This is a genomic window from Marinobacter sp. (assembly GCF_041984545.1).
Classification (GTDB): Bacteria; Pseudomonadota; Gammaproteobacteria; order Pseudomonadales; family Oleiphilaceae; genus Marinobacter.
Map to the genome: position 1 here is coordinate 19,607 of NZ_JBHIXV010000032.1, position 23,767 is coordinate 43,373.

The following is a 23,767-nucleotide window of genomic DNA, read 5'->3' on the forward strand; positions in this document are numbered from 1 at the left end:
TGGTAGGCGCGCGTCGATACGAATGACTGACCAACACTGACCAAGACCCGGAAGAGTACGCACACAGACCATGAGCGACTACAAGCACACCCTGAATCTGCCGGAAACCGCCTTCCCGATGCGCGGCAACCTGGCCAAGCGCGAGCCGGAAATGCTCAAGCGCTGGCAGGATCTCGACGTCTACGGCAACCTGCGCAAGCAGCGCGAGGGGCGGGACAAGTTCATTCTTCACGATGGCCCTCCCTACGCCAACGGCAGCATTCATATCGGTCATGCGGTCAACAAGATCCTCAAGGACATGATCGTCAAGTCCCGAAGTTTCATGGGCTATGACGCGCCTTACGTGCCGGGCTGGGACTGCCATGGGCTGCCTATTGAGCACAAGGTTGAGCAGGAGATTGGCAAGGCCGGCGTGAAGGTGGATTACAAGACCTTCCGCCAGGCGTGCCGTGACTATGCGACCAAGCAGATTGCCGGGCAGAAGGAAGACTTCATTCGTCTGGGTGTCATGGGCGAGTGGGACAAACCCTACCTGACCATGGACCCGAAGGTGGAAGCGGGCATTGTGCGTGCGTTGGGCAAGATCGTGGCCCGGGGCCACCTGGTGCGTGGTTACAAGCCGGTTTACTGGAGTGTGGTGGGGCAGTCGGCCCTGGCAGAGGCCGAGGTGGAATACCAGGACAAGACCTCCACCCAGATTGACGTGCGTTTTAGGGCAGTCGATCAGGCGAAGGCGCTGTCGGTGTTCGGCACCGATAAAGGTGAGGGCGATGTGTCGGTGGTAATCTGGACCACCACGCCCTGGACCATCCCGGCCAACCAGGCGGTCTCCCTGAACGCAGAGCTGAACTACGCCCTGGTGCAGACCGATGTCGGTCACGGAGCGGAGCGCATGATCCTCGCGGCCGATATGGTGGATGGCGTCATGGCGCGCTGGCAGGTCGAGCAGTTCGAAGTCCTGGCCACCTGCGCCGGCTCCGATCTGGAACACCTGGTGCTTCAGCACCCCATCTACGACAAGCAGGTGCCAGTGATCCTGGGCGACCACGTGTCGACCGACGCCGGTACCGGTGCCGTTCATACCGCGCCGGATCACGGTATGGAAGACTTCGAGGTGGGCAAGGCCTACCACATTGGCACCCTTAATCTCGTGCAGGCGGACGGCACTTACACCTCGGCCGCCGGTGAGCTGGCGGGCGTGCACGTGTACAAGGCCGACGAGCCGGTGTGCAGTGCGCTGGAGCGCGAGGGCAAGCTGGTTCGATCCGAGAAGTTCCGTCACAGCTACCCCCATTGCTGGCGCACCAAGACGCCGCTGATTTATCGGGCCACGCCGCAATGGTTCATCAGCATGGACAAGGAAAACCTGCGGGCCGATGCCCTGGAAGCGATCAAGGGCGTGCGCTGGGTGCCATCCTGGGGCCAGAACCGCATCGAGGCCATGTTCAACCAGTCACCGGACTGGTGTATCTCCCGTCAGCGGACCTGGGGCGTACCCATTACCCTGTTCATCCATAAGGAAACCCAGGAGCTGCACCCGGACACCCAGAACCTGATCGAGAAGGTGGCCCAGCAGATCGAGGAAGGCGGCATTGACGCCTGGTACGACCTGGATGCTGCGACGCTGCTGGGCAGTGATGCCGAGCAGTATGAAAAGGTCATGGATACCCTGGACGTCTGGTTTGATTCGGGCGTCACCCACGAGTCGGTGCTTCGGGTTCGTGAAGAGCTGGGCCAGTTCCCGGCCGACATGTACCTTGAGGGATCCGACCAGCATCGGGGCTGGTTCCAGTCGTCCCTCAAAACCTCCATCGCGATGAACGGCGTGGCACCGTACAAGCAGGTTCTGACCCACGGCTTTACCGTGGACGGCAAGGGCCACAAGATGTCCAAGTCCCTGGGCAACGTGATCGCGCCCCAGGAAGTCATGAATGAGCTGGGTGCGGACATCCTGCGCCTGTGGGTGGCCGCCACCGATTACAGCGGTGAGATGACCGTGTCCAAGGACATCCTGCGCCAGACCGCCGATGGCTACCGCCGTATCCGCAATACCGCCCGCTTCCTGCTGAGTAACCTGACCGGGTTCGAGCCGGAGCAGCATATGGTGGCGCCGGAGGACATGATTGCCCTGGATCGCTGGATGGTCGACCGTGCGCTCCAGCTGCAGCAGGAGCTGCACGAGGACTACGGCAACTATGCTTTCCTGCGGATCTACCAGAAGGTCTATAACTTCTGCGAAGCGACACTGGGCGGCTTCTACCTCGATATCATCAAGGACCGGCAGTACACCACCCAGGCCGACAGCCTGGCGCGGCGCTCCTGCCAGACCGCCCTGTACCACGTTGCCGAAGCGCTGGTGCGCTGGATTGCCCCGATTCTGAGCTTCACCGCGGATGAAATCTGGCAGCACTTGCCCGGCCAGCGCAGTGACACCGTGTTCTACGAAACCTGGTACGAGGGCCTGACCGCGCTGCCGGAAAACGCCGAGCTGGGTCGCGAGTACTGGCGTGAGATCTACAGCGTCAAGGAAGCGGTGAACAAATGCCTGGAAGAGGCCCGGGCGCGAGGCGAAATCAAGGGCTCCCTGAGCGCAGAAGTGACCCTGTACTGCGAAGGCGACCTTGCCGCCGACCTGAAGCACCTCGGTGAGGAACTGCGGTTTGTGCTCATCACCTCGGAGGCCACCGTGAAGCCGGTTTCCGAAGCCGGAGACGCGGAGATGACGGCTCACGAAGGGCTGCGTGTGAAGGTGACCCCGGCTGCCCACAGCAAGTGCGAGCGCTGCTGGCACCATCGCGAGGATGTCGGCCGGAACGCCAAGTACGAGGACCTCTGCGGTCGTTGCGTGACCAACGTGGAAGGGCCCGGCGAAGCCCGCGCTTACGCCTGATGGACGCGGCCATGACGGAAAAAGTCACCGGTAGCAAGTTGAAGTGGCTGTGGCTGGCGGTAGCCGTGATCGCCCTCGATCTCGGTACCAAGGCGATGGCAACCGCCTTGTTGAGCTACGGCGACCCGGTGCCGGTGATCCCCATGTTCAACCTGACACTGCTCCATAACACCGGAGCGGCCTTCAGCTTTCTTGCCGATGCCGCGGGGTGGCAGCGCTGGTTTTTCGTTACCCTGGCCCTGGTGGTCAGTGTGGTTCTTATCTACTGGCTGAAAAACCTCCAGAAACACGAAACCTGGACCGCCGTTGCCATCGTACTGATACTCGGCGGCGCCCTGGGTAATGTCTATGATCGCGTGGTGCATGGTTACGTGGTCGATTTCCTGCACCTTTACTGGCAGGACTGGCATTTCCCCGCCTTCAACCTGGCCGATACCGCGATCACCATCGGTGCCGGCATGATGATTCTCGATATCTTCCGCAAACCCGCCGATACCGGTGGGAATGCAGAAAAGGAGTGACTGGCTTTTATGAACGAGCTGCCGATTGATAAAGGCACCCGGGTAACCCTGCATTTTGCGCTGAAATTCCCCGATGGCGAGGTAATAGACTCCACCTTCGAAAAGGCACCCGCCACCCTCGAAATCGGCGATGACAACCTGCCGGAAAATTTCGAAGCCTACCTGATTGGCATGAAAGCCGGAGACCGGGAAAGCTACGAAGTACCACCGGAGAAAGCCTTCGGCCAGCACAACCCCAACAATGTGCAAACGTTCAAGCGCCACGAGTTCAGTGCCGATATGGTGCTGGAACCCGGCGTTATGATTTCATTCGCCGATGCGCGCCAGAGCGAGTTGCCGGGGGTTGTCAGCCGGGTAGAGGGCGATGAAGTCGAGGTGGATTTCAATCACCCCCTGGCAGGGCGTACACTGACGTTTGAAGTGGAAATCATTGATGTCGAGCCGGTTGGACCGGCCCACTGATCAGGGTAGAAGGGTATTATGCAGATCCGTCTCGCCAACCCCCGGGGTTTTTGTGCTGGTGTGGACCGCGCCATCGAAATTGTGAATCGGGCCCTGGATGTGTTCGGTGCGCCTATCTACGTCCGGCACGAGGTCGTGCACAATAAATTTGTGGTTGATAACCTTCGTAATCGGGGCGCCGTTTTCGTGGACGAGCTCGATGAAGTGCCCGATGGCAAGCTGGTTATCTTCAGCGCCCACGGCGTTTCACAGGCGGTCCAGAACGAAGCGGCCCGGCGCGGCCTGAAAGTCTTCGATGCCACCTGCCCGCTGGTGACCAAGGTGCACCTGGAAGTCATGCGCTACAGTCGCGACGGTCGCGAGTGCATCCTGATTGGCCATCATGGTCACCCGGAAGTGGAAGGCACCATGGGCCAGTACGACCACAGCAACGGTGGTGACATCTACCTGGTGGAAGACGAAAACGACGTTGCCAACCTGGAAGTGAAAGACCCCGCCAAGCTTTCCTACGTGACCCAGACCACCCTCTCCATGGACGACACCGCCCGGGTTATCGACGCGCTGCGCGCCAAGTTCCCCGGGATCCAGGGCCCGCGCAAGGACGACATCTGCTACGCCACCCAGAACCGCCAGGATGCAGTGAAACAGCTGGCCGGCGACTGCGACCTGATGCTGGTGGTGGGCTCCCCCAACAGCTCCAACTCCAACCGCCTGCGCGAACTGGCCGAGCGCATGGGTACACCCGCTTATCTCATCGATGAGGCGGCCCAGATTGATCCGGCCTGGCTGGATGGCAAGCAGGCCATCGGCGTTACGGCCGGTGCTTCGGCGCCCGAAGTGCTGGTGAGTGATGTGATTGCCCGGCTCCGGGACCTTGGTGGGAGCGTGCCTGAGGAAGTTGCCGGGCGCGAGGAGAATATTGTGTTCTCAATGCCAAAGGAGCTTCGCATAGACGCGGTTGAAATTCACTGAGGTGGATGTCTGCCCTTCATTTGTCCTGGGGGTACCGTTGAATCGATACCCCTTGCGCCCTCCAATGATTCATAACTCCTGATCCCGCTCCGGTGACCCCTCAGCCCGGAATGAGACTCTGTTCACGTAGTATGAAGATGTTTCTGCCGTTCATCCGCTCACATCTGCCGCTAGTCAGATAATGGTGGAGGGTCTGCCGCTCGGCCATTAATTTGTCTACAGGAAAACTGGGAAGAGACTATGCATTCAAAGTCAGGCAATGAAGGCTTTACTCTCGTCGAACTGATGATCGTGATTGCGCTCATCGCGGTGATCGCTGGCTTCGCGGTTCCCCAATTCGGACGGATCATCGACAACAATCGCGTGGTATCCACAAGCAACTCCATCGTGGGCCTGTTGAACTATTCCCGCAGCGAGGCTGTTCGGAGGGGTGAGCGGGTCACAGCGACGTCTGCGTCGAACACCATGCAGGCGACCGTGGCTTCCAGCGGCACCGTCATCCGGGAGATTGAGGAAGCGAGCGGGGACTTGAGTATCAGCGCGGGTTCCGTGACGTTTCGGGCGAACGGACTTACCACCAGCACAGCGAACGTTACATTCAACGTTTGCGCGGGCGAGGCTGATGGCACAAGCGTTACCGTAACGCCGGGTGGCCGTGTGTCTACCGCGGACTTTAATTGTCCCTGATCCCGGGGAACAGACGAGATCTCTGGAGAAAAATGTTCATGTTGGTCAGATCAGGTTCACGTTCTCAGACTGGTTTTACCCTTATCGAGGTGCTGGTTGCTCTACTGGTGCTTCTGGTTGGGCTTCTTGGGGTTGTGGGTATGCAATACCTGTCACTCCAGCAGGTCAACAATGCGAATTTACGTTCGCAGGTCAATCTTCACGCTCAGCAGATGGTGGAAATGATCAGAGCGAACGATAACGATGCGCTAACGACGGCTGAAGTGAATGCCTGGAAGGCGAGTCTGGATCGGGATGTTCCGGGGGCAACCGGCGCAGTCACCATGAACACCAATACCGTTGACGTGACCATCACCTGGGATGAGCGGCAATACGGCAACGACGCAGCGCAGCAGTCTTACACCATGACAGCGAGGTTGGAGCAATGAGGATCTCGGCACGCCAGAGAGGCCTTTCTATTATCGAAGTGATGGTCGCATTGGCGCTGTCGCTGATCATTACGCTCGGCCTGACGCAGATTTTCACCTCCAACAGCCAGAGTTTTCGGGTGGCTGAGGCCAGCGCCCGAATCCAGGAAACCGGTCGGTTGGCAACATCCATTGTCGGGCGGGAAATCCGTAATTCGTCCTACTGGGGTTGTCTGGGTAGCAATGGTGTCAGAGATGGGCGCCTGAACAGCATTTTGAATGACACCGGCTTTGACGTCGGTGCCCTTCTGCGCGGTCTCGATGCAGAGAACAACGCCGGTGCCGGGAACTCTGACATCCTTTATCTCGGTGGTGTAAATGGAAACTCTCAGGTACGGGTGACGTTCCAGCCCAGTCAGCAGGCTGCCAACCTTCGGGTGGATGACAGTGACTCGTTCAATGAAAATGACATTCTCATTGTTACAAACTGCAGTGCTGGTGATGTTTTCCAGGTCACTAACCTGAACACCAACAACGAAGTCGTTGTTCATAACTCTGGCAACGTGAGTGCTGGGCCGGGCAACTCCACTCAATCTCTCTCTACGAACTATAACGATGATCCTGACGGCGCGTCGGTGTTCAGGCCCCGCCAACAGAGATTTTACCTGGCTGACAACGCAAACGGTGTGCGCGAACTGGTGACTGACGGCGTCGGCATATCGGGGTCGGGTATCGGTAATTTCTCGACGCCGGTGGCCATCTTGCAGGATGTCGTGAACTTCCAGTTCCAGTTTGGCGTGGACAGCGACCAGGATGGCCAGGTGAATGCCTGGGAGGACCCCATTGGTCTCACCAACGACGGCCGTACCCAGGCGGACAACACCATCGCGATACGCCTGAGTGTTCTGGTCCGTTCGCCGGACGATGGCGTGACGGATGGGGCGCAGGAGTACTGCTATCCGGGTTGGCTCGACTGCGTTGCCAATAACGCACTGACGACAACGGCAGCCGCCAACGACACCTTCTTGTATCGGGTCTACACAACCACAATCACCATGAGAAACAGGATCTGATGTGATGGGCAGAGTAAATTTCACCAGGCAGGCAGGTGCCGCGCTGATTCTGTCACTGCTGATGCTGCTGGTGCTCACACTTCTGGCGGTGTCGAGCATGCAGGGAACCATCATGCAGGAGCGAATGGTTTCCGGTGAGCGGGAGGGTATGCAGTCCCTGGAAATTGCGGAGTCTGCGCTGCGTGATGCGGAACTTTATATAGAGAACGTGAACCTCCTGTCGGAATTCGACGGCTCGGGGGGATTGTACGGAGAGACGGATACTGCGCCAGACCCGAAAACGTTCGACTGGACGGGAAGCACCAATGTGCGGACAGCCACTGCCGTTGATGGCGTGACACCGAGATACTTCATTCAGCATATGGGAGAGGCGCGACAGCCGGAGCAGTTGACCGATCTGGTGGTTGAGGGGTACTCCCATGAAACTGGTGCAACCGAGGCCCAGGCCTTCCGGATTGTTGCGTGGAGCCCCGGACCGACCGGCGAGTCTACCCGCATCATCGAATCCTACTATGCACGGGAAATGTGAGCGTAAGCTCCGGGGATAATGCTATGAGTCAGCTCAAACGAAAGCTTTGTTATTTTTTCTTCGGTGTTGCCATCGTGCTTCCTGTCCAGGGCTATGCGGCACCGGGCGTACTGGCGAATCAGCCGCTGTATCTGGCTGGCGGCCGTGGGGTTCCCGGCAACCTGGTGTTGACCCCCTCCGTGGAGTTTCCGACGGTCCAGAGTCTGGCTAACCTTGGCTCCTACACAGCCGAGCGTCGGTTCGAAGGCTACTTTGATCCCCAGAAGTGCTATCTCTACAACTACGACGCCGACGCATCCAAGCGACATTTCAAGCCCTCCAGTGTGTCCACTTCCGCAACCTGCAGTGGTGCCGGGGAATGGAGTGGTAACTTTCTGAACTGGGCTACGACCCAGACCATCGATCCCTTCCGCAAGGTCCTCACCGGTGGCTACCGTTATCTGGATACCACCACGGAAACCTGGCTGGAAAAGGCCCGGCATCCGGGCCAAAGTGGTCTCGCAGTGCGGGAGATCAGCGGTTCCACGGTTGTGGCGGGTGCAACCCCGTTCACGGCCAATCGCGTTCGCGTGAGGATCCAGGGACTGGGCGTTGAAATGCGTTTCAGTGTCGGCGACACCGGGGTGAATAATAATCCGGTGAAGTACAATCCGACGGCAACGTTTTCGGCGGCCAACGCCCAGGAAGCCCATGTTCGTGTCAAGGTCTGCGACGCAACCGTGGGCCTTGAGGCCAACTGCGTTCAGTACGCCAGCGCCTGGAAACCCGAGGGGCTTTTACAGAAAAACTCGGAGACGCTGCGATATAGCGTATTCGGCTATCTGAACGACGACAGTAACAGCCGGGATGGTGGTGTTCTGAGAGCCCAGCAGAAATTCATTGGCCCGGAGCAGTTCCTGCCCTCCACCGGATTAACGAGCAATCCGAATGCGGAATGGGATGCAAGGACTGGTGTTCTGGTTACCAATCCCGATCCGACGGCGGCCTCGAACACTCCCGGAACGGTCGTGAATAGTGGTGTTATCAACTACATCAACAAATTCGGCCAACTGAACAGCAACAACCACAAGTCGCTGGACCCGGTGAGTGAGCTTTATTACGCGGCAACGCGCTATCTGAAAGGGCTTGGTTCTGTCAGTGCCTACTCAAGCCTGAACGGCCTGGATGCAGCCACCACGAACAAATACACGGACGGATTCCCGGTGATTACTGACTGGGTCGATCCTGTTCAGTACGAGTGTCAGCCGGCTGCGATCCTGGGCATCGGTGATGTAAACACGCATGATGACAAGAACCTGCCCGGCAATGAGACGAGTTACCGGGATGACGAACCGAACATGCCCAGTGAAGTTCGTCAGGACGATACTGTGAATGTAATCACCATGACTAATCGCGTGGGCATCATCGAAGGCCTTGGTAATAGCTTGGGTGAAACCAACTCGTTTACTGGTCGCCAAAACTCCGCCTACATTGCGGGTCTGGCATTCGATAACCTCGTTAATGACATGCGACCGAACGACGAGGGCAAGCAGACCGCGACCACGCATTGGGTGGACGTCCTGGAGAACCAGGTTTTGCAGCCACCGGCCAGCAACCAGTATTACCTGGCGGCCAAGTACGGTGGCTTCGACGTTCCGGACGATTTTGATCCGGCAACGCGGACAGAGGCATTGCCAGAGGAATGGTGGCACACCAACGGTGAAACTGTTTCCCTCGGCAGCACCAGCTTCAAGCGACCGGACAACTACTACATTGCTGGTCAGGCGGATCGAATGATCGCCAGCCTCGAAAAGGCTTTTGAGAGCATCGTTGCAGAAGCTGTTGGTAGCTCCACAGGCGTGACCTTCAACACAGCCACACTCGAGACGGACACACTCCTGTTCGGTGCCCGGTTTGACTCGGCGAATTGGACTGGCGATCTGTTCGCCACGGGGCTGACTGAAAACCAGTCAGGACCGCCCACCATTAACGAGACCGAAACCTGGGAAGCCGGCAGCGTTCTTGACGCCCGGGACCTGTCGCAGGATGCGCGCCAGATCATAACCTACAACGGCGCCAATGGTCTGGCTTTTAACTGGACCAACTGGGGCAGCCTGACAACCCGCCAGCAGAACGACTTGAAGTACGACGGCGGTGCCGGTAGCCTTACGCTTGCCGAGAATCGCATCTCCTATCTCCGGGGTAGTCCGATTACCGGAATGAGAACCAGGGCCAGTCTGCTGGGAGATATTATCAATTCCACTCCGGTTTACGTGGCAGAGCCAGACCTCGGCTGGCCCACCGGGGTGCCATTCGGCACGGCAACCGACACCTATGCCAATTACAGAAGCGAGCAGCGTAACCGCACCCCGGTGGTTTATGTGGGTGCCAACGATGGCATGCTGCATGCGTTCCGGGGTAGTGACGGTAAAGAGCTCTTTGGTTACATCCCGGAGTTTATCTTCTCCGATCAGGCTGACGCGGGTCTTCACTACCTGACGCAGCAGGCCTATCAGCACCGTTACTACGTGGATCTGACGCCGGTGGTTTCGGATGTCTACACGCAGGGCGCCGGTGGTACAGCGGCCGACTGGCGGACCATCGTGATTGGTGGTGCCCGCACCGGTGGCAAGGGTGTGTTCGCCCTGGATGTTACCAATCCCGCCAATTTCTCCGAGCTGAACGCCTCGAGTCTGGTGATGTGGGAGTTCAGCAGCGCTGACGACAGCCGCATGGGCTACATCATTGAACCCCCGACCGTGTCGCTGGTTCAGTGGGGTAACAACGACTACCGCTGGACGGCCTTCGTACCCAACGGCTACAACTCAACAAGCGCGTCTACCGGGCTGTTCATGCTCGACATCGAGGGTGGACTGGACGGCGACTGGACGGATTCAGGAGACTACCGCTACATACAGTTTGATGCAGCGGCAGACGCCACCGGCTTGTCTTCCGTGCGCCAGGTAGATCTGAATGGTGACCGGATTGTCGATCGCGTTTATGCGGGTGATTTGAAAGGCAATATCTGGGTGGCAGCGGATTCAGGTAATGGCAGCTGGGCATCCGCTTATCGCCAGGGCAGCACTCCCAAACCTCTGTTCACGGCGGTGCGCTCTGGTGTTGTACAGCCTATAACTGCCGCACCCATGGTGGTCCGGAACCCCAACGATAACGAAAACAATCCGGACCCGGACGTCATGGTCCTCTTTGGGACGGGGCAATATCTGACTCAGGACGACACGGTCAGTGAAGATGTCCAGTCGTTCTATGGAGTGCTGGACCAGGGCACGCCTGAGCTCGACCGATCCGATCTGATTGGTCGGACAATTACCGACTCCGTCATTACCGTGGAAAACGAGGTGTTCGACGTTCGCTCTTCCTCCGGCGAAGACTTTGATACCCAGAATGGCTGGTATGCCGATTTTACAACCGAAACCGGCGAACGGATTGTTCAGCCTCCCCAGGTGCGAGGTGAGTATGTATTCGTGAACTCCACCATTCCCTCGAGCAATCCCTGCGACGTAGGTGGCAGTGGCTGGCTGATGGCGTTTGGCCTTGATGGCCAGACTCCGGATCGTGCCGTCTGGCCGAAACTTGGCGCACCCTACGTCGGTTTCAAGACCAAGGGTGGACTGCCCAACAAAACCGGCTTCCTGGGTGACTACGCGCTCATTCCGCGGTCCGACAGTGAAATCCTTTCGGAAGAGGTGGATGTTGGCAGCACCTCCGAGAATACGGGGCGGATGAGCTGGCAGGAACTCTACGATTGATATTCAGGATTGATAACGACAGCCGGGGCAAGATGTTTGCCCCGGCCCACAGCAACAGAGTTGGGAAGCAACAATGACAGCAGTCAAACGGCAGTCTGGCATCACATTGATCGAACTGATGATCGTTGTCGCGATCATCGGCATTATCGCGGCGATCGCCTTGCCCAGTTACAACCGGTACGTCGAGAACGCCCGCGCAGCGGACGCCAAGAGTGCGCTTATGTCGCTGGCAAACGCCATGGAGCGCTTTCATACCCAGAACATGACCTACGCTGGCGCGACGATCGGCAGTACTGCCGGCGCTATCTTTCCGGATGAGGCGCCGCTCGATGGCAGCGCCAAATTCTACGACCTGGCGATTACTACACAAACTGCGACTGCCTTCCGTATTGAGGCTCAGCCGAAGAATGGCCAGGGCGGTGGAACCATCGCGTTGCTTTCAAATGGCCAGAGGGTCAACTGGGACTGACCGTCGCCCTGCTAGAGGCTGCTGCAGTCGATCGGGTTGCCTGACGAATCCTCAACAATGCCGTCTCCGTCGTGGTCTCGTGCCGTGCGGGGACGGCCTCCCATGTTGATCCGGACCTGGGCCGCGTACCGGTCGTCGTCAGAGTCTGGACACCAGATAAAATTCCCCAGGGTTCCCCGGGACCACCCGCTGCTTTCAAACCGGAAATAGTTGTGGATGCCGGAACTGATCGTCAGACGGCCCGTCTCCAGGGGCTGAATCACGCGCACAATCTGGCTGACATCGGTTATTTTCCGGGTTCGTCCAGGGTCTCGAAACGCGGTGATCGGCAGTGACCAGACATTCGAGCATTTGGAATCGGCTCCGATGGCACACACGGTCACCGTCGTTTGCTCGTTGATGGCGGTATTGCGTGCAAGGTTAAGGGTGGCAATCAAATCGGCCAGCGCAGAGTGGCGCCCTGAGTGATTGATCAGGCTGGACGTCCCTGGAATCGCGAAAGCGAGAATAATGGCGCTGATGGCCATAACGGCAATCAGCTCGACCAGCGTCAGGCCGGCCTGGCGTGAATTGTTCATCGTCTACGTCCTTGTAACGAATTCAGATAGTGAAAAGCATCAAGTGACCAGAACCTCCTGTTCTGGTCGGGGTCAGTATAAGCCGGGGGTGCGCCAGGATCTATAGTCCCGGCTTACTCCATTCCCAACTTCTTCAACCGGTACCGCAGCGCCCGAAAGCTGATGCCCAGCCGTTTTGCCGCCGCTGTCTTGTTCCAGCGCGTGGCTTCCAGAGCCTTCTCGATGGCCTGGCGCTCAATTGTCTCAAGGTAGCCTTCCAGGTCGATTTCGCCATCCGGAACCTCTATCGCACCGGCGTCCTCGGCCTGGCCTTCAGTAATGATCTGGGACGCAGACGCTGGCTGATGAACACCGTTGCCCAGGTGTAGATCGTCTGCATCAATCTGGTCGGCATCGCAGAGGGTGAAGGCGCGCTCGAGAACGTTTTCCAGCTCCCGCACGTTACCGGGGAAGTCGTAGGCTTGCAGGCGCGCGATGGCGTCTGACGTCAGGGAGGCGGGCGGGCACTCGTACTCCCGGGCAATCCGCTCAAGGATGTGATTCGCCAGCAGGGGGATGTCGTCTTGCCTTTCCCGCAGCGGCGGCACCGCCAGTTCAATCACGTTGATCCGGTAAAACAGGTCCTGGCGGAAGCTGCCTTCCTGCACCAGCTCTGGCAGGTTCTTGTGGGTAGCGCTCAGCAGACGGATATCCACCGGGACTTCCCTGGTATCGCCCACCGGCCGAACAGCCTTTTCCTGGATGGCACGGAGTAGCTTGACCTGCATGGCAAGCGGCAGGTCAGCCACCTCGTCGAGAAACAGTGTGCCACCGCTGGCGGATCGAAACAGGCCATCCTTGTTTTCCACGGCGCCGGTAAAGCTGCCTTTCTTGTGGCCGAAAAACTCACTTTCCATCAATTCCGAGGGAATGGCACCGCAGTTCACCGCGATGAAAGGGCCTTCACGCCGCGGGCCCTGGAGATGGATCATGCGGGCGACGAGCTCTTTCCCGCTCCCCGATTCGCCACTGATGAACACGGGCGCCTGGCTGCGGGCCAGTTTGCGGGTCTGATTGCGCAATTTCTTGATTTCAGGAGACTTTCCAAGGAGCAGGCCCGGTTCGTCGGCGGCGTCTTCGGTCTCGGCTTTCGGTTCCGAGAGTTTCAGGGCGCTGTTCACCAGTTCGCGCAGCCGGGGCAGTTCCACCGGTTTGGAGACGAAATCAAAAGCGCCGGCCTTGAGTGATTCAATGGCGGTGTCCATGTTGCCATAAGCGGTAATCACTGCCACCGGTGTGGAGGGTGAGTGTTTCTGGATCCACTGCACCAGCTCGATGCCGTTGCCATCAGGGAGGTTCATGTCGGTCAGGCAGAGTTGGGGAGCGTGTTTTTCGAGAAGCGCACGGGCCGCGCCGAGATCTTCCGCTGTGTAGGTGGTGATGCCCATCCGGGTGAGGGTAATCTCCAGAAGTTCCCGGATGTCAGGCTCGTCATCGACGATCAGCGCAGTGTGTGTGGTCATTGTGTGTTATCGGTTCCATGTCGTTATTCAGACGCCCGAATTCCGCCGGCGCCTGGTCAGATCATCCGCCCGGGGTGGGCGAAGGTAATCCGGAAACAGCAGCCGGGCTGGCCGTCGTCCACCAGGGCCAGATGGGCCTGATTAGCCTCGCACAGTTCCCGGGCCAGATAAAGTCCCAGCCCGGTGCCACGCTTGTCTGTGGTGAAAAACGGTTCGAAGACCGAGCTTCGGTTCTCGGCAGCAATGCCGGGTCCCTGGTCACGGATATCGATGAACGCGCGTTCGCCGTCTTCGGTAGCGCCTGCGTGAATGCCTATCTGGCGTTGTCCGGAATGCTGTTCGCTGTAGCGCAGCCCGTTGTCGCAGAGGTTTACCATCACCTGTTCGATCTGGCTCTTGTCGAATCGGGCTGGGGGCAGTTGTGGGTCAATTTTCAGAACAATGTTGGCAGGGCTGTCGTCGTTATCCTGCGTTTGCAGGAAGTCCTCACGAAACTCCTGTAACCAGGGAGCCAGCTCGATCAGCTCGGCGTTGGCGGCCCGGCGGCGGGATAAATCGAGGACGTTCTCGATGATGCCGTTTACCCGCCGGGAATGGCGTCGGATGATCTCCAGCATTTGTCGGTCGCCTGGATCGAGGCTCGGCGACTCCTCCATCAACTGCGCTGCGTGGCTGATGGCCCCGAGCGGATTGCGGATTTCATGGGCGATGCCTGCGGTGAGGCGGCCCAGAGAGGCGAGCTTCATCTGCTGTGCCTGCTGGGTTACCTTGCTCATGTCCTCGATGAAAACAAGAATCTGGTCACCGCGCTCCTGGTCCAGCTGGGTGAAGTTCGCCTGAAGCATGGGGGAGGTGGGTGACGGCTGGAACGGTTCGATACGCCGTCCTGGATCCTTCAGCCAGGTTTCAAGTCCCAGTTTCAAAGGGCGTGGCAACACGGTGGGGTGTTCGCTGAGGCGGTTGGATCGTCTGGCCGCTCCGTAAAGTAATTCTTCTGCCGCGGCATTGGCCAGTCGGATCTGCCCAAAGCGATCCAGTACCAGAATGCCGGTGCGCATGCGCTGGATGATTTGCTGGTTGATCTTTTCCAGCTCAACGATGCTGCGGGCACGGCTGCTGGCAAGTGCTTCGCTGCGCATCATCCTGCGGGAGATGTTCTGCAGCACAAACGCCGCCGCGAAGTAGAGAATCCCGAGGGACCCGGCCCGGACAATGTCATCGGCGGAATCACCCAGAGCCAGTACCGCCCAGCCGGAAATACCCAGAGAACAGATGGCCGCAAGCGCGGCGTAGAAAGTGCCCATGCGGCTCGGCGTCAGGATGTTGCCAGCGGCCACCGAGACAATGACCAGATTGGCCAGGCCGTTGGTGATGCCGGTGCTGGTGAGCAGCAATCCGTGCATGATCAGGATGTCCAGCAGTATGGAGAGGGTAATGTGTCGCTGGCTTGGGTGAAAGCCGGCCAGCAGGAGCAGGGCGATGAAGGCGTTAAGGCCGAGATAGGCAGACACGCCAGCCTGGTAGTAGTCCAGAAGGCGAAAGCGCATGTCGAAGTTCACTGGATCGACAAACAGCAGGGCCACCAGCATCAGACTGACCACCAGCCGGTAGTGATTGTAGATCCGGAACAGCTTGGCCTGCTGCAGCCCCGAAGGCGTCGATGGGGTAGGGCTGAGGGTTTCAGCGGAACGGGAAACGGTGTCGGCTGCCATGATCCAGGGGAATCCGTTGTTGGTCGGAGGAAATCCATGCGTCTGCGGGGTTATAATAGCCTTTTAACGGCAATGAGTTACAGGAGCCCCTTTTATGTCCGTTTCCGGAACCAAGGCCACCCTGTCGGCCCCGGCGAAAAAGCTGAAGGTCGTGATGGCGCAGCTGGATTTCCTGGTGGGCGATATTCCAGGCAATACCGCACTGGTCATTGAGGCCACCCGCAGGGCCAGTACCGAACACCAGGCTGACATCGTGGTGTTTCCGGAGCTCTGTCTGACCGGCTACCCGCCGGAGGATCTGCTGTTGCGGCCAAGCCTTGATCTGCGGGTGGCGGAGGCCATCGAACAGCTTCGGGCCGAGAAACTGGAACCAGCCATGGTAATTGGCGCCCCGCTCAGGGAGGGTGCATTGCTGTACAACGGTGCCGTTGTGATTGAGGGTGGAGAAATCACCGGTCGTTACTTCAAACGCTTCCCACCCAACTACCAGGTGTTTGATGAGAAGCGCTATTTCGCCGAGGGTTCGGAAACCCTGAACATGGAGATTCGTGGCGTTCCGGTTGGTATTACTGTCTGCGAGGATATCTGGAAGGAAGGGCCTGTCGAGGACTGCGCCGCCGCAGGGGCGCGCCTGATCCTGAACCTGAACGCCTCCCCTTATGACATCGACAAGCGGGCCCGCCGCAAGGCGCTCCTGGAGGCCAAATCCCGGGATAACCGGGTGAGCATCGTTTACGTGAACCTGGTGGGTGGACAGGACGAGCTGGTGTTTGATGGTGGCTCCATGGTGTTTGATCACTCGGGAGTGTTGATGGCGGAAGCCCCCCAGTTCGAGGAGGGGCTGTATCCGGTTGAATTCCTGTGTGAGCACCACTGCCAGCCGGTTTCCCGGCCCAGGCCCGAGGAACCCTCCCTGGAAGCCAACGTGTATCGGGCGCTGGTGACCGGCGTTCGCGACTATGTGAACAAGAACGGATTCAAGTCCGTGGTACTGGGACTATCTGGAGGCATTGATTCGGCCGTTACTCTGGCGGTGGCGGTCGATGCCCTGGGCAAGGAGCGGGTGCGCGCCGTGATGATGCCGTTCCGCTATACCTCCAGCATGAGTCTGGAGGACGCGGAGGCGGAGGCCGTAGCACTCGGGGTTCAGTACGACGTATTCTCGATCGAGCCCATGTACGACGCCTTCATGGCTGCGTTGGCGGAGCCTTTCGAGGGCACGCGCCCGGACACCACCGAGGAGAACCTCCAGGCTCGTTTGAGAGGTGTTTTGCTCATGTCCCTGTCCAATAAATTCGGCTCACTGGTGCTGACAACCGGCAACAAGAGCGAGATGGCGGTGGGCTATTCCACTCTCTACGGCGATATGGCCGGGGGCTTCGATGTGCTCAAGGATGTGCCCAAGACCCTGGTCTTCCGCCTGGCCAACTACCGCAATTCGCTCTCTCAGGTGATACCCGAGCGGGTCATCACCCGACCGCCTTCGGCCGAACTGGCGCCGGACCAGAAAGATGAGGACAGCCTCCCCGGTTACGATGTGCTGGACCAGATCCTCAACCTGTACGTGGAACGGGATTTCAGTGCGGACGCGATCGTTGCCGAAGGTTTTGATCGCGCAGACGTGGAGCGAGTCATTCGCCTCGTGGACATCAACGAATACAAGCGGCGGCAGGCGCCTATCGGTGTGAGAATCACCGAACGAGGCTTCGGCAAGGATCGAAGGTATCCGATCACCAACGGCTGGAAGAGCGGCAAGTAGCCCTACTCGTCGCCCATCAGTCCGAAGGTCACCACATTGGTGAGCGAGCGGTTCTCACCCCTCAACAGGTCGACTTCGAACTCGCCCTCGTCGTTGAATGCTTCGCTGTTGGGGAAATTCGACCGGAGCAGGGCAATCGCGTCCCGGGCGCCTTTCTTCAACTCGAGAAACCGGAAGGTCTCGGCCATGATGATAATGGCCTCTTCAGTAACCGGTGAGGATGGGTAATTCTCAACCACGTACCGGGCCCGGTTGTTGGCGGCGATATAGGCCTGGCGTTTGATGTAGTAACGGGCCGCATGGATCTCCAGCTCTGCCATCCGGTTACGGATGGCAATCATGCGCTGGCGGGCATCGGCCACGTAGGGGCTTTCAGGGTAGCGGTTGAGCAGTTCCGAGAAGTCCCGGAACGACTGCAGCTGTTCGCCGGGATCCCGCGCGGCGACGTCAATCGGGAAATAGCGGGCGGCGAGGCCAAGGTCGAGATTGTAGGACGCCAGACCACGCATATACAGGGCGTAGTCGGCGTGGTCACTCTGGGGATTGAGCCGCAGGAAACGGTCTGCCGCGTTACGGGCGCCTTCCAGATCAAGGTTCTGGTAGCGGGCGTAGATCAGATCCAGCTGGGCCTGCTCCGCATAGCGTCCGAACGGGTAGTACGTTTCGAGTGCGTCGAGGTTTTCTTCCGCCTCGTTGAAGTTTCCGGAATCCATTGCCTCGCGGGCATTCTCGTAATAGGTCTTCTCGGGCAGCACCTCTTCCTGCTTGTTGGACGCGCAGGCACTGACCAGCACCACCAGTGCGGAAAGTAGCAATAAACGAAGACCTGATCTCATTCCGGAATCCCGTATAATGTCGATTTATTCAAGGCCAGCCATTGTAGCGGGGAAGTTGGCCAATGTGCAGAGTTGTGCCCCGCATACGCAAGAAAACTGACCGAAACGTAACACACCCAGGCCCCGGGGGCTGAATGTCATCTGAAAACAAAATCGTTGCCAGCTTTGTAGTACCGCCGGAATTAAGCGACCGGCGCCTCGATCAGGCCGCTGCCGAACTGATGCCGGAGCATTCCCGCTCGCGTCTGCAATCCTGGATCAAGAGCGGTGCGCTCACGGTGAATGGCGAAACCCGCAAGCCCCGGGACAAGGTCATGCTGGACGATCGGCTGGAGCTGGAGGCTGAGCCCGAAGCCCAGGTGAGCTGGCAGGCCGAGGCCATTTCCCTCGACATTGTGTATGAAGACGAACACCTCCTGGTAATCAACAAGCCGGCGGGCCTGGTGGTGCATCCGGCGGCGGGTCACGCCGACGGTACACTGGTGAACGCGCTGCTCAACTACGCGCCGGAAGTGGAAAACCTGCCAAGGGCCGGCATTGTGCACCGGCTTGATAAAGACACCTCGGGCATCATGGTGGTGGCGCGCAGCCTGGTAGCCCATACCTCCCTGGTGGATCAGCTGCAGACCCGCACCATGGGCCGGGAATACGAAGCCGTGGTGGTCGGCACCCTGACCGGCGGTGCCACGGTGGATGCGCCCATTGGCCGTCATCCCCGCGAGCGCAAGAAAATGGCCGTGGTCTCGTCGGGCAAGCCGGCGGTGACCCACTATCGGCTGGTCGAACGATTCGCGGCCCACACCCACGTTCGATGCAAGCTGGAAAGTGGCCGTACGCATCAGATCCGCGTGCACATGGCCCATGTGAAACACCCTCTCGTGGGCGACCCGCTCTACGGCGGCCGCCTGCGTTTGCCCAAGGGCACCACCGACGAACTCAGGGACGCGCTGTCGGCGTTCCATCGCCAGGCCTTGCACGCCCGCAAACTCACCCTCGAGCACCCGGAGACCGGAGAGATCCTGAGCTGGGAAGTGCCATTGCCCGACGACATGATCGAACTGATCGAAGCCCTGCGCAAACACGCCCGGGAGCTGGAACACCGTGAGTTTTGACAACGATCTACTCAAACCGGACTGGCCAGTGCCGGCTAACGTGCGCGCCCTCAGTACCACCCGCGTCGGAGGCGTCAGCCAAGCGCCCTGGGCCAGTCTCAATCTCGGGGAGCACGTTGGCGATAATCCGGACCACGTGCGCACCAACCGCCAGCGACTTGCAGACGCTTCAGGACTGCACCCGGACCGCATCGGCTGGTTGAAGCAGGTACACGGCACCGATGTCGTCGAACTCGCACCCGCCACAGTAGCGAAAGTGCCGACAGCGGACGCCAGCTTCACCCGCCACCCCGGCATGGTCTGCGCCATCCTGACCGCCGACTGCCTCCCGGTGATCGTCTCAGATGAAGAGGGTACCGTCGTCGGCGCCGCTCACGCGGGCTGGCGAGGCCTCTGCAACGGTGTCATCGAAAATCTGGTAACTGCCATGGCCGTGGAGCCAACCCGGCTCAGAGCCTGGCTAGGCCCCGCCATCGGTCCGACCCACTTCGAGGTAGGCGCGGAAGTTCGGGACGCCTTCCTGACCGCCGATCCCGCCGCAGCCAGCGCCTTCCACACCAGCGGTGCACGGCCGGGCCATTTAATGGCGGACATCTATGCGCTCGCCACCCAGCGATTGAACCGCCTGGGTATAACCACAGTTTCCGGTGGCGGCCTGTGCACCGTAAGCGATAACACTCGTTTCTTCTCCTACCGGCGCGATGGTCAGACTGGCCGGATGGCGACGCTGGTTTGGCTGGCAGGCAGCTAACAATCGGTTCGGTTGTGCTGAAAGTTAGAGGGCCGGGGTGGGAGTCGAGCTCCAGAACTGTCTGCAGCATGGATGCTGCAGCCAAGCCTACAGGGAAGTATTCACGGCGTGTTCTGGAGCTCGACTCCCACCCCGGTCGGGCACCAAACCTGAAACTGACGGCCGTCAATTTTCTGACGAATAGCCCGGAACCTGGCTTGAAGTCCCGCCCAGCGCCCCTACATTAATCCTCAAAGCAAACCGAATATCCGTCTGAACACCTGAACCGGAATTCGCAGAGAATTTGAGGAACGCACACATGAGAATCGACAAACTGACCAGCCGGCTGCAGACCGCCCTCGCGGACGCCCAGTCTCTGGCGGTGGGCAAAGACCACAACTTTATTGAGCCGGTGCACCTGATGCAGGCCCTGCTGGATCAGGAAAACAGCGCCATCAAACCCCTGCTCAAACAGGCCGGCGCAGAGCCCGGCCGGATTCGCCAGGCCATTGCCCGCGAGATCGAACATCTGCCCGAAGTGCAGGGTTCGGCCGGTGACGTCTCCATGTCCAACGACATGGGCCGATTGTTCAACATTGCCGACAAGCTTGCCCAGAAGCGCAAAGACCAGTTTATCTCCAGCGAACTGATGCTGCTGGCGGCCCTCGAGGATCGCGGCACTCTGGGTCGCGTCCTTCGTGAGCAGGGCGTCGACAAGGCTGCCCTTGAAAAGGCCATCGACGATGTCCGTGGTGGCGAAGCCGTCAACGACGCCAGCGCCGAGGAAAACCGGCAGGCCCTCACCAAATACACCATTGATCTTACCGAGCGCGCCGAGGCCGGAAAACTCGACCCGGTGATCGGCCGCGACGACGAGATCCGCCGCACTATCCAGGTGCTCCAGCGCCGGCGCAAGAACAACCCGGTGCTGATCGGTGAACCCGGCGTGGGTAAAACCGCCATTGTGGAAGGCCTGGCCCAGCGCATTGTGAATGGCGAAGTGCCGGACGGCCTGAAGGACAAAAAAGTCCTGTCGCTGGATATGGGCGCGCTGATCGCCGGTGCCAAGTTCCGTGGTGAGTTCGAGGAGCGTCTCAAAGCTGTGCTCAACGAGCTGGCGAAACAGGAAGGGCAGATCATCCTGTTCATCGACGAGATTCACACCATGGTCGGCGCCGGCAAGGCCGAAGGTTCCATGGACGCGGGCAATATGCTCAAGCCGGCCCTGGCCCGGGGTGAGCTGCACTGCGTGGGTGCCACCACCCTGGATGAATACCGCGAAAACATCGAAAAGGATGCGGCCCTCGAGCGCCGCTTCCAGAAGGTACTGGTGAGTGAGCCCAACGAGGAAGACACCATTGCCATCCTGCGTGGCCTGAAAGAGCGCTACGAGGTGCATCACGGTGTCGAAGTGACTGACGGCGCCATTATTGCTGCCGCCAAGTTGTCGCACCGCTACATCACCGACCGACAGCTGCCCGACAAGGCCATTGATCTGGTGGACGAGGCTGCTTCCCAGATCCGGATGGAAATGGACTCCAAGCCGGAAGCTCTGGACCGCCTGGAGCGCCGGTTGATCCAGCTGAAAATCGAGCGCGAGGCGCTCAAGAAAGAAACCGATGCGGCCTCCAAGAAGCGCCTGTCAGAGCTGTCGGATGTGATCTCGGGCGTCGAGCGTGAGTACGCCGATTTGGAAGAAGTCTGGAATACCGAGAAAGCGGCCCTGCACGGCTCCCAGAAGATCAAGAGCCGCCTGGAGCAGGCCCGGATTGATCTGGAGAACGCCCGTCGCGCCGGTGATTTGGGCAAGATGTCCGAGCTGCAGTATGGCCAGATTCCGGAGCTGGAACGCCAGCTGGATATGGCCAGCCAGGCGGAAATGATGGAAATGAAGCTGCTGCGCAACCGGGTCACCGACGAGGAGATCGCCGAGATTGTCTCCAAGTGGACCGGCATCCCGGTCTCCAAGATGCTGGAAGGCGAGCGGGACAAGCTGATGCGCATGGAAGAGGCCCTCCACGACCGGGTGATCGGCCAGGACGAAGCGGTGGAAGCCGTCTCGAACGCCGTTCGCCGTTCCCGCGCCGGGCTGTCGGACCCCAATCGCCCGAACGGCTCTTTCCTGTTCCTCGGCCCCACTGGGGTGGGCAAGACCGAGCTGTGCAAGGCGCTGGCCTCGTTCCTGTTCGACACCGAGGAAGCCATGGTGCGCATCGACATGTCCGAGTTCATGGAGAAGCACTCGGTGGCTCGCCTTATCGGCGCACCTCCCGGCTATGTCGGCTATGAGGAAGGTGGCTACCTGACCGAAGCCGTTCGTCGCCGGCCGTACTCCGTGCTGCTGCTGGACGAGGTGGAAAAGGCGCACCCGGATGTGTTCAACATCCTCCTGCAAGTGCTCGAGGACGGACGCCTGACGGACGGCCAGGGCCGTACTGTGGACTTCCGCAACACGGTGATTGTGATGACCTCGAACCTCGGGTCCGACATCATCCAGCAGAAAGCGGGCGAGGAGAACTACGAGTCCATGAAGAACGCGGTTATGGAGGTGGTCGGCACCCACTTCCGCCCGGAGTTCATCAACCGCGTGGACGAGGTGGTGGTGTTCCATCCGCTGGCCGAGAACCAGATCCAGGGTATTGCGCGTATCCAGATCGAATCTCTCAGCAAGCGCCTGAAGGATCAGGACATGAAGCTGGAGCTGGACGAAGCAGCCATGGAGTTGCTGGCGGAAGTCGGCTACGACCCGGTTTATGGCGCGCGGCCCCTGAAGAGAGCCATTCAGCGGATGATCGAAAACCCGCTGGCTCAGCGCTTGCTGCAGGGTGAGTTCGTGCCGGGGGATGTGATTCGCGGCACCGTGGAGGATCACAAGCTGGTGTTTAGCAAGGCCTGAGCCTGCTGAGGGTTTATCCCTGTCGAGTGCCCTGGTGACCAGGGCAATAATAGAAAAGGAGTCAGACGGACAGCATTCTCTGGCTCCTTTTTATTAAGCGCTTTTGTGTGATTACTCGTCCGCCGGCCCGCAGTTTTCGGCGGCAATTTCCTCGAACTGAGCGCGCTTTTCGGCAATCTCTTCGGGTGACAGGTAGCGCTGCTCGCCGTTCTCTTCCACCCGGATGCGGGCGTTGCTGGCGATGATGTCCAGATTGGACCGGGCGGTTGCGCAGTTGGCCTCTCGCTGCTTGCGGCGTGCCTCTTCGGCGGCTGTTTCTTTACGCTGCTCCTCCGCTGCGGCCTGGTTCTCCTCCATATTCTGCATCCGTTCCTGTGGGCTCGGCCGGTTGCCAGAGGCTGCGGAAGAGGTGCCGGAGCGGACATTCACCTGCTCGGCCTGGGAGCCAACAGGTTGCCTGTCGCCGAAGTGGGTAACGCCGTTTTCATCGGTCCACTTGTAAACAGAGGCGCTCATCGCAAGGCCGGGCAGGGCAGCCAGCAAAAGGGTCAGCGTCAGAATTCTTGGTTTCATGGCTCTACTCACGTGTGTTCACTGCTCCCGGGCAGGCGGACAACCTGAAACTACCGGGCCCGTTTTATCGATTTGCTGAGGCATATCATGCCACCAGCGTCTCGAATTTTCTTCCATCTGGTTCAAATCTTTGTGCCAGAACAGCGCCCGACACGGCAGACCTTCGGCCAGTATAGGCACAGAAAGGTGCAGCGGCTATTGACAGGGAGTTTCGCGCTGTCAGAATTACCGATTGCCTGAAGACTGGGGTCAATACGGCAGGCAATCCCGAGCGAGTATCCCCCATCAATGACCACACTGAACGTGCCGC

19 protein-coding genes are annotated in these 23,767 nt (G+C 59.4%); 14 read left to right on the forward strand and 5 right to left on the reverse strand.

Annotated features, from left to right (window positions below):
- The first annotated feature begins 70 nt into the window (after window positions 1–70).
- The 10 genes from ileS to ACFC20_RS14155 all read left to right on the forward strand — a co-directional run bounded on the left by ileS (window position 71) and on the right by ACFC20_RS14155 (window position 11,759).
- Window positions 71–2,890 carry an isoleucine--tRNA ligase gene (gene ileS / locus ACFC20_RS14110; RefSeq protein ID WP_375193574.1) on the forward strand — a complete coding sequence of 940 codons (2,820 nt, stop codon included), beginning with the start codon at window positions 71–73 and terminating at the stop codon, window positions 2,888–2,890.
- On the forward strand, window positions 2,890–3,411 hold the full coding sequence (gene lspA, locus ACFC20_RS14115) for a signal peptidase II (RefSeq protein ID WP_375193575.1): 522 nt from the start codon (window positions 2,890–2,892) through the stop codon (window positions 3,409–3,411). Before ileS ends, lspA begins: the two co-directional genes overlap by 1 nt.
- Window positions 3,412–3,420: 9 nt before the next feature.
- Entirely contained in the window at window positions 3,421–3,873 is a 453-nt protein-coding gene (gene fkpB, locus ACFC20_RS14120) for an FKBP-type peptidyl-prolyl cis-trans isomerase (RefSeq protein WP_375193576.1), read from the forward strand.
- Between the two features lie 18 nt (window positions 3,874–3,891).
- The gene (gene ispH, locus ACFC20_RS14125; protein ID WP_375193577.1) at window positions 3,892–4,845 is read left to right on the forward strand and encodes a 4-hydroxy-3-methylbut-2-enyl diphosphate reductase; all 954 of its coding nucleotides are present in this window, start codon (window positions 3,892–3,894) and stop codon (window positions 4,843–4,845) included.
- A 240-nt stretch (window positions 4,846–5,085) separates the two neighbouring features.
- Entirely contained in the window at window positions 5,086–5,532 is a 447-nt protein-coding gene (locus ACFC20_RS14130; protein WP_375193578.1) for a GspH/FimT family pseudopilin, read from the forward strand.
- 32 nt (window positions 5,533–5,564) lie between these two features.
- Complete coding sequence (gene pilV, locus ACFC20_RS14135) at window positions 5,565–5,960, forward strand: type IV pilus modification protein PilV (protein WP_375193579.1); 396 nt, start codon at window positions 5,565–5,567, stop codon at window positions 5,958–5,960.
- Entirely contained in the window at window positions 5,957–7,012 is a 1,056-nt protein-coding gene (locus ACFC20_RS14140; RefSeq protein WP_375193580.1) for a PilW family protein, read from the forward strand. The genes pilV and ACFC20_RS14140 overlap by 4 nt, the downstream gene beginning before the upstream one ends.
- Window positions 7,013–7,016: 4 nt before the next feature.
- Window positions 7,017–7,541 (forward strand): PilX N-terminal domain-containing pilus assembly protein, encoded by a 525-nt coding sequence (locus ACFC20_RS14145; RefSeq protein ID WP_375193581.1) that lies wholly within the window; start codon window positions 7,017–7,019, stop codon window positions 7,539–7,541.
- A 23-nt stretch (window positions 7,542–7,564) separates the two neighbouring features.
- Window positions 7,565–11,290 (forward strand): pilus assembly protein, encoded by a 3,726-nt coding sequence (locus tag ACFC20_RS14150; RefSeq protein ID WP_375193582.1) that lies wholly within the window; start codon window positions 7,565–7,567, stop codon window positions 11,288–11,290.
- A 73-nt stretch (window positions 11,291–11,363) separates the two neighbouring features.
- Window positions 11,364–11,759: a type IV pilin protein gene (locus ACFC20_RS14155; protein WP_091992327.1), complete on the forward strand. Its 396-nt coding sequence runs from the start codon at window positions 11,364–11,366 to the stop codon at window positions 11,757–11,759.
- An 11-nt stretch (window positions 11,760–11,770) separates the two neighbouring features.
- Here the strand turns inward: ACFC20_RS14155 and ACFC20_RS14160 are convergent, their stop codons facing one another.
- The 3 genes from ACFC20_RS14160 to ACFC20_RS14170 form a co-directional block, all read right to left on the reverse strand.
- Window positions 11,771–12,337, reverse strand: coding sequence for a GspH/FimT family pseudopilin (locus ACFC20_RS14160; protein WP_091992328.1), 567 nt, complete (start codon window positions 12,335–12,337; stop codon window positions 11,771–11,773).
- A 113-nt stretch (window positions 12,338–12,450) separates the two neighbouring features.
- A complete protein-coding gene (locus ACFC20_RS14165) occupies window positions 12,451–13,839 on the reverse strand; it encodes a sigma-54-dependent transcriptional regulator (protein ID WP_375193583.1) in 1,389 nt (462 codons plus the stop codon).
- A 56-nt stretch (window positions 13,840–13,895) separates the two neighbouring features.
- Window positions 13,896–15,551, reverse strand: a complete 1,656-nt coding sequence (locus tag ACFC20_RS14170) for a PAS domain-containing sensor histidine kinase (RefSeq protein ID WP_375193584.1) — start codon at window positions 15,549–15,551, stop codon at window positions 13,896–13,898.
- A gap of 94 nt (window positions 15,552–15,645) precedes the next feature.
- Between ACFC20_RS14170 and ACFC20_RS14175 the strand changes: the two genes are divergently transcribed.
- Window positions 15,646–17,310: an NAD+ synthase gene (locus tag ACFC20_RS14175; RefSeq protein ID WP_375193585.1), complete on the forward strand. Its 1,665-nt coding sequence runs from the start codon at window positions 15,646–15,648 to the stop codon at window positions 17,308–17,310.
- A 2-nt stretch (window positions 17,311–17,312) separates the two neighbouring features.
- Here ACFC20_RS14175 and ACFC20_RS14180 read toward each other — a convergent pair whose 3' ends face one another.
- Entirely contained in the window at window positions 17,313–18,146 is an 834-nt protein-coding gene (locus tag ACFC20_RS14180; RefSeq protein ID WP_375193586.1) for an outer membrane protein assembly factor BamD, read from the reverse strand.
- 134 nt (window positions 18,147–18,280) lie between these two features.
- On the opposite strand from ACFC20_RS14180, the gene rluD reads away from it, so the two are divergent.
- From rluD to clpB, 3 genes are all read left to right on the forward strand, one after another.
- Window positions 18,281–19,258 (forward strand): 23S rRNA pseudouridine(1911/1915/1917) synthase RluD, encoded by a 978-nt coding sequence (rluD, locus tag ACFC20_RS14185; protein WP_375193587.1) that lies wholly within the window; start codon window positions 18,281–18,283, stop codon window positions 19,256–19,258.
- Window positions 19,248–20,009, forward strand: a complete 762-nt coding sequence (pgeF, locus tag ACFC20_RS14190; RefSeq protein ID WP_375193588.1) for a peptidoglycan editing factor PgeF — start codon at window positions 19,248–19,250, stop codon at window positions 20,007–20,009. The genes rluD and pgeF overlap by 11 nt, the downstream gene beginning before the upstream one ends.
- A 298-nt stretch (window positions 20,010–20,307) precedes the next feature.
- Window positions 20,308–22,884, forward strand: a complete 2,577-nt coding sequence (gene clpB, locus ACFC20_RS14195) for an ATP-dependent chaperone ClpB (RefSeq protein WP_375193589.1) — start codon at window positions 20,308–20,310, stop codon at window positions 22,882–22,884.
- A gap of 111 nt (window positions 22,885–22,995) precedes the next feature.
- On the opposite strand, the gene ACFC20_RS14200 is transcribed toward clpB, so the two are convergent.
- Window positions 22,996–23,457 carry a DUF4124 domain-containing protein gene (locus ACFC20_RS14200; RefSeq protein ID WP_091992336.1) on the reverse strand — a complete coding sequence of 154 codons (462 nt, stop codon included), beginning with the start codon at window positions 23,455–23,457 and terminating at the stop codon, window positions 22,996–22,998.
- Window positions 23,458–23,767 lie beyond the last annotated feature (310 nt).

Excerpts from the sequence above, each read along its gene's own strand:
- ileS (WP_375193574.1), top strand. The coding sequence starts at position 71 with ATGAGCGACTACAAGCACACCCTGAATCTGCCGGAAACCGCCTTCCCG.
- lspA (WP_375193575.1), top strand. The coding sequence starts at position 2,890 with ATGGACGCGGCCATGACGGAAAAAGTCACCGGTAGCAAGTTGAAGTGG.
- fkpB (WP_375193576.1), top strand. The coding sequence starts at position 3,421 with ATGAACGAGCTGCCGATTGATAAAGGCACCCGGGTAACCCTGCATTTT.
- ispH (WP_375193577.1), top strand. The coding sequence starts at position 3,892 with ATGCAGATCCGTCTCGCCAACCCCCGGGGTTTTTGTGCTGGTGTGGAC.
- ACFC20_RS14130 (WP_375193578.1), top strand. The coding sequence starts at position 5,086 with ATGCATTCAAAGTCAGGCAATGAAGGCTTTACTCTCGTCGAACTGATG.
- pilV (WP_375193579.1), top strand. The coding sequence starts at position 5,565 with ATGTTCATGTTGGTCAGATCAGGTTCACGTTCTCAGACTGGTTTTACC.
- ACFC20_RS14140 (WP_375193580.1), top strand. The coding sequence starts at position 5,957 with ATGAGGATCTCGGCACGCCAGAGAGGCCTTTCTATTATCGAAGTGATG.
- ACFC20_RS14145 (WP_375193581.1), top strand. The coding sequence starts at position 7,017 with ATGGGCAGAGTAAATTTCACCAGGCAGGCAGGTGCCGCGCTGATTCTG.
- ACFC20_RS14150 (WP_375193582.1), top strand. The coding sequence starts at position 7,565 with ATGAGTCAGCTCAAACGAAAGCTTTGTTATTTTTTCTTCGGTGTTGCC.
- ACFC20_RS14155 (WP_091992327.1), top strand. The coding sequence starts at position 11,364 with ATGACAGCAGTCAAACGGCAGTCTGGCATCACATTGATCGAACTGATG.
- ACFC20_RS14160 (WP_091992328.1), bottom strand. The coding sequence starts at position 12,337 with ATGAACAATTCACGCCAGGCCGGCCTGACGCTGGTCGAGCTGATTGCC.
- ACFC20_RS14165 (WP_375193583.1), bottom strand. The coding sequence starts at position 13,839 with ATGACCACACACACTGCGCTGATCGTCGATGACGAGCCTGACATCCGG.
- ACFC20_RS14170 (WP_375193584.1), bottom strand. The coding sequence starts at position 15,551 with ATGGCAGCCGACACCGTTTCCCGTTCCGCTGAAACCCTCAGCCCTACC.
- ACFC20_RS14175 (WP_375193585.1), top strand. The coding sequence starts at position 15,646 with ATGTCCGTTTCCGGAACCAAGGCCACCCTGTCGGCCCCGGCGAAAAAG.
- ACFC20_RS14180 (WP_375193586.1), bottom strand. The coding sequence starts at position 18,146 with ATGAGATCAGGTCTTCGTTTATTGCTACTTTCCGCACTGGTGGTGCTG.
- rluD (WP_375193587.1), top strand. The coding sequence starts at position 18,281 with ATGTCATCTGAAAACAAAATCGTTGCCAGCTTTGTAGTACCGCCGGAA.
- clpB (WP_375193589.1), top strand. The coding sequence starts at position 20,308 with ATGAGAATCGACAAACTGACCAGCCGGCTGCAGACCGCCCTCGCGGAC.
- ACFC20_RS14200 (WP_091992336.1), bottom strand. The coding sequence starts at position 23,457 with ATGAAACCAAGAATTCTGACGCTGACCCTTTTGCTGGCTGCCCTGCCC.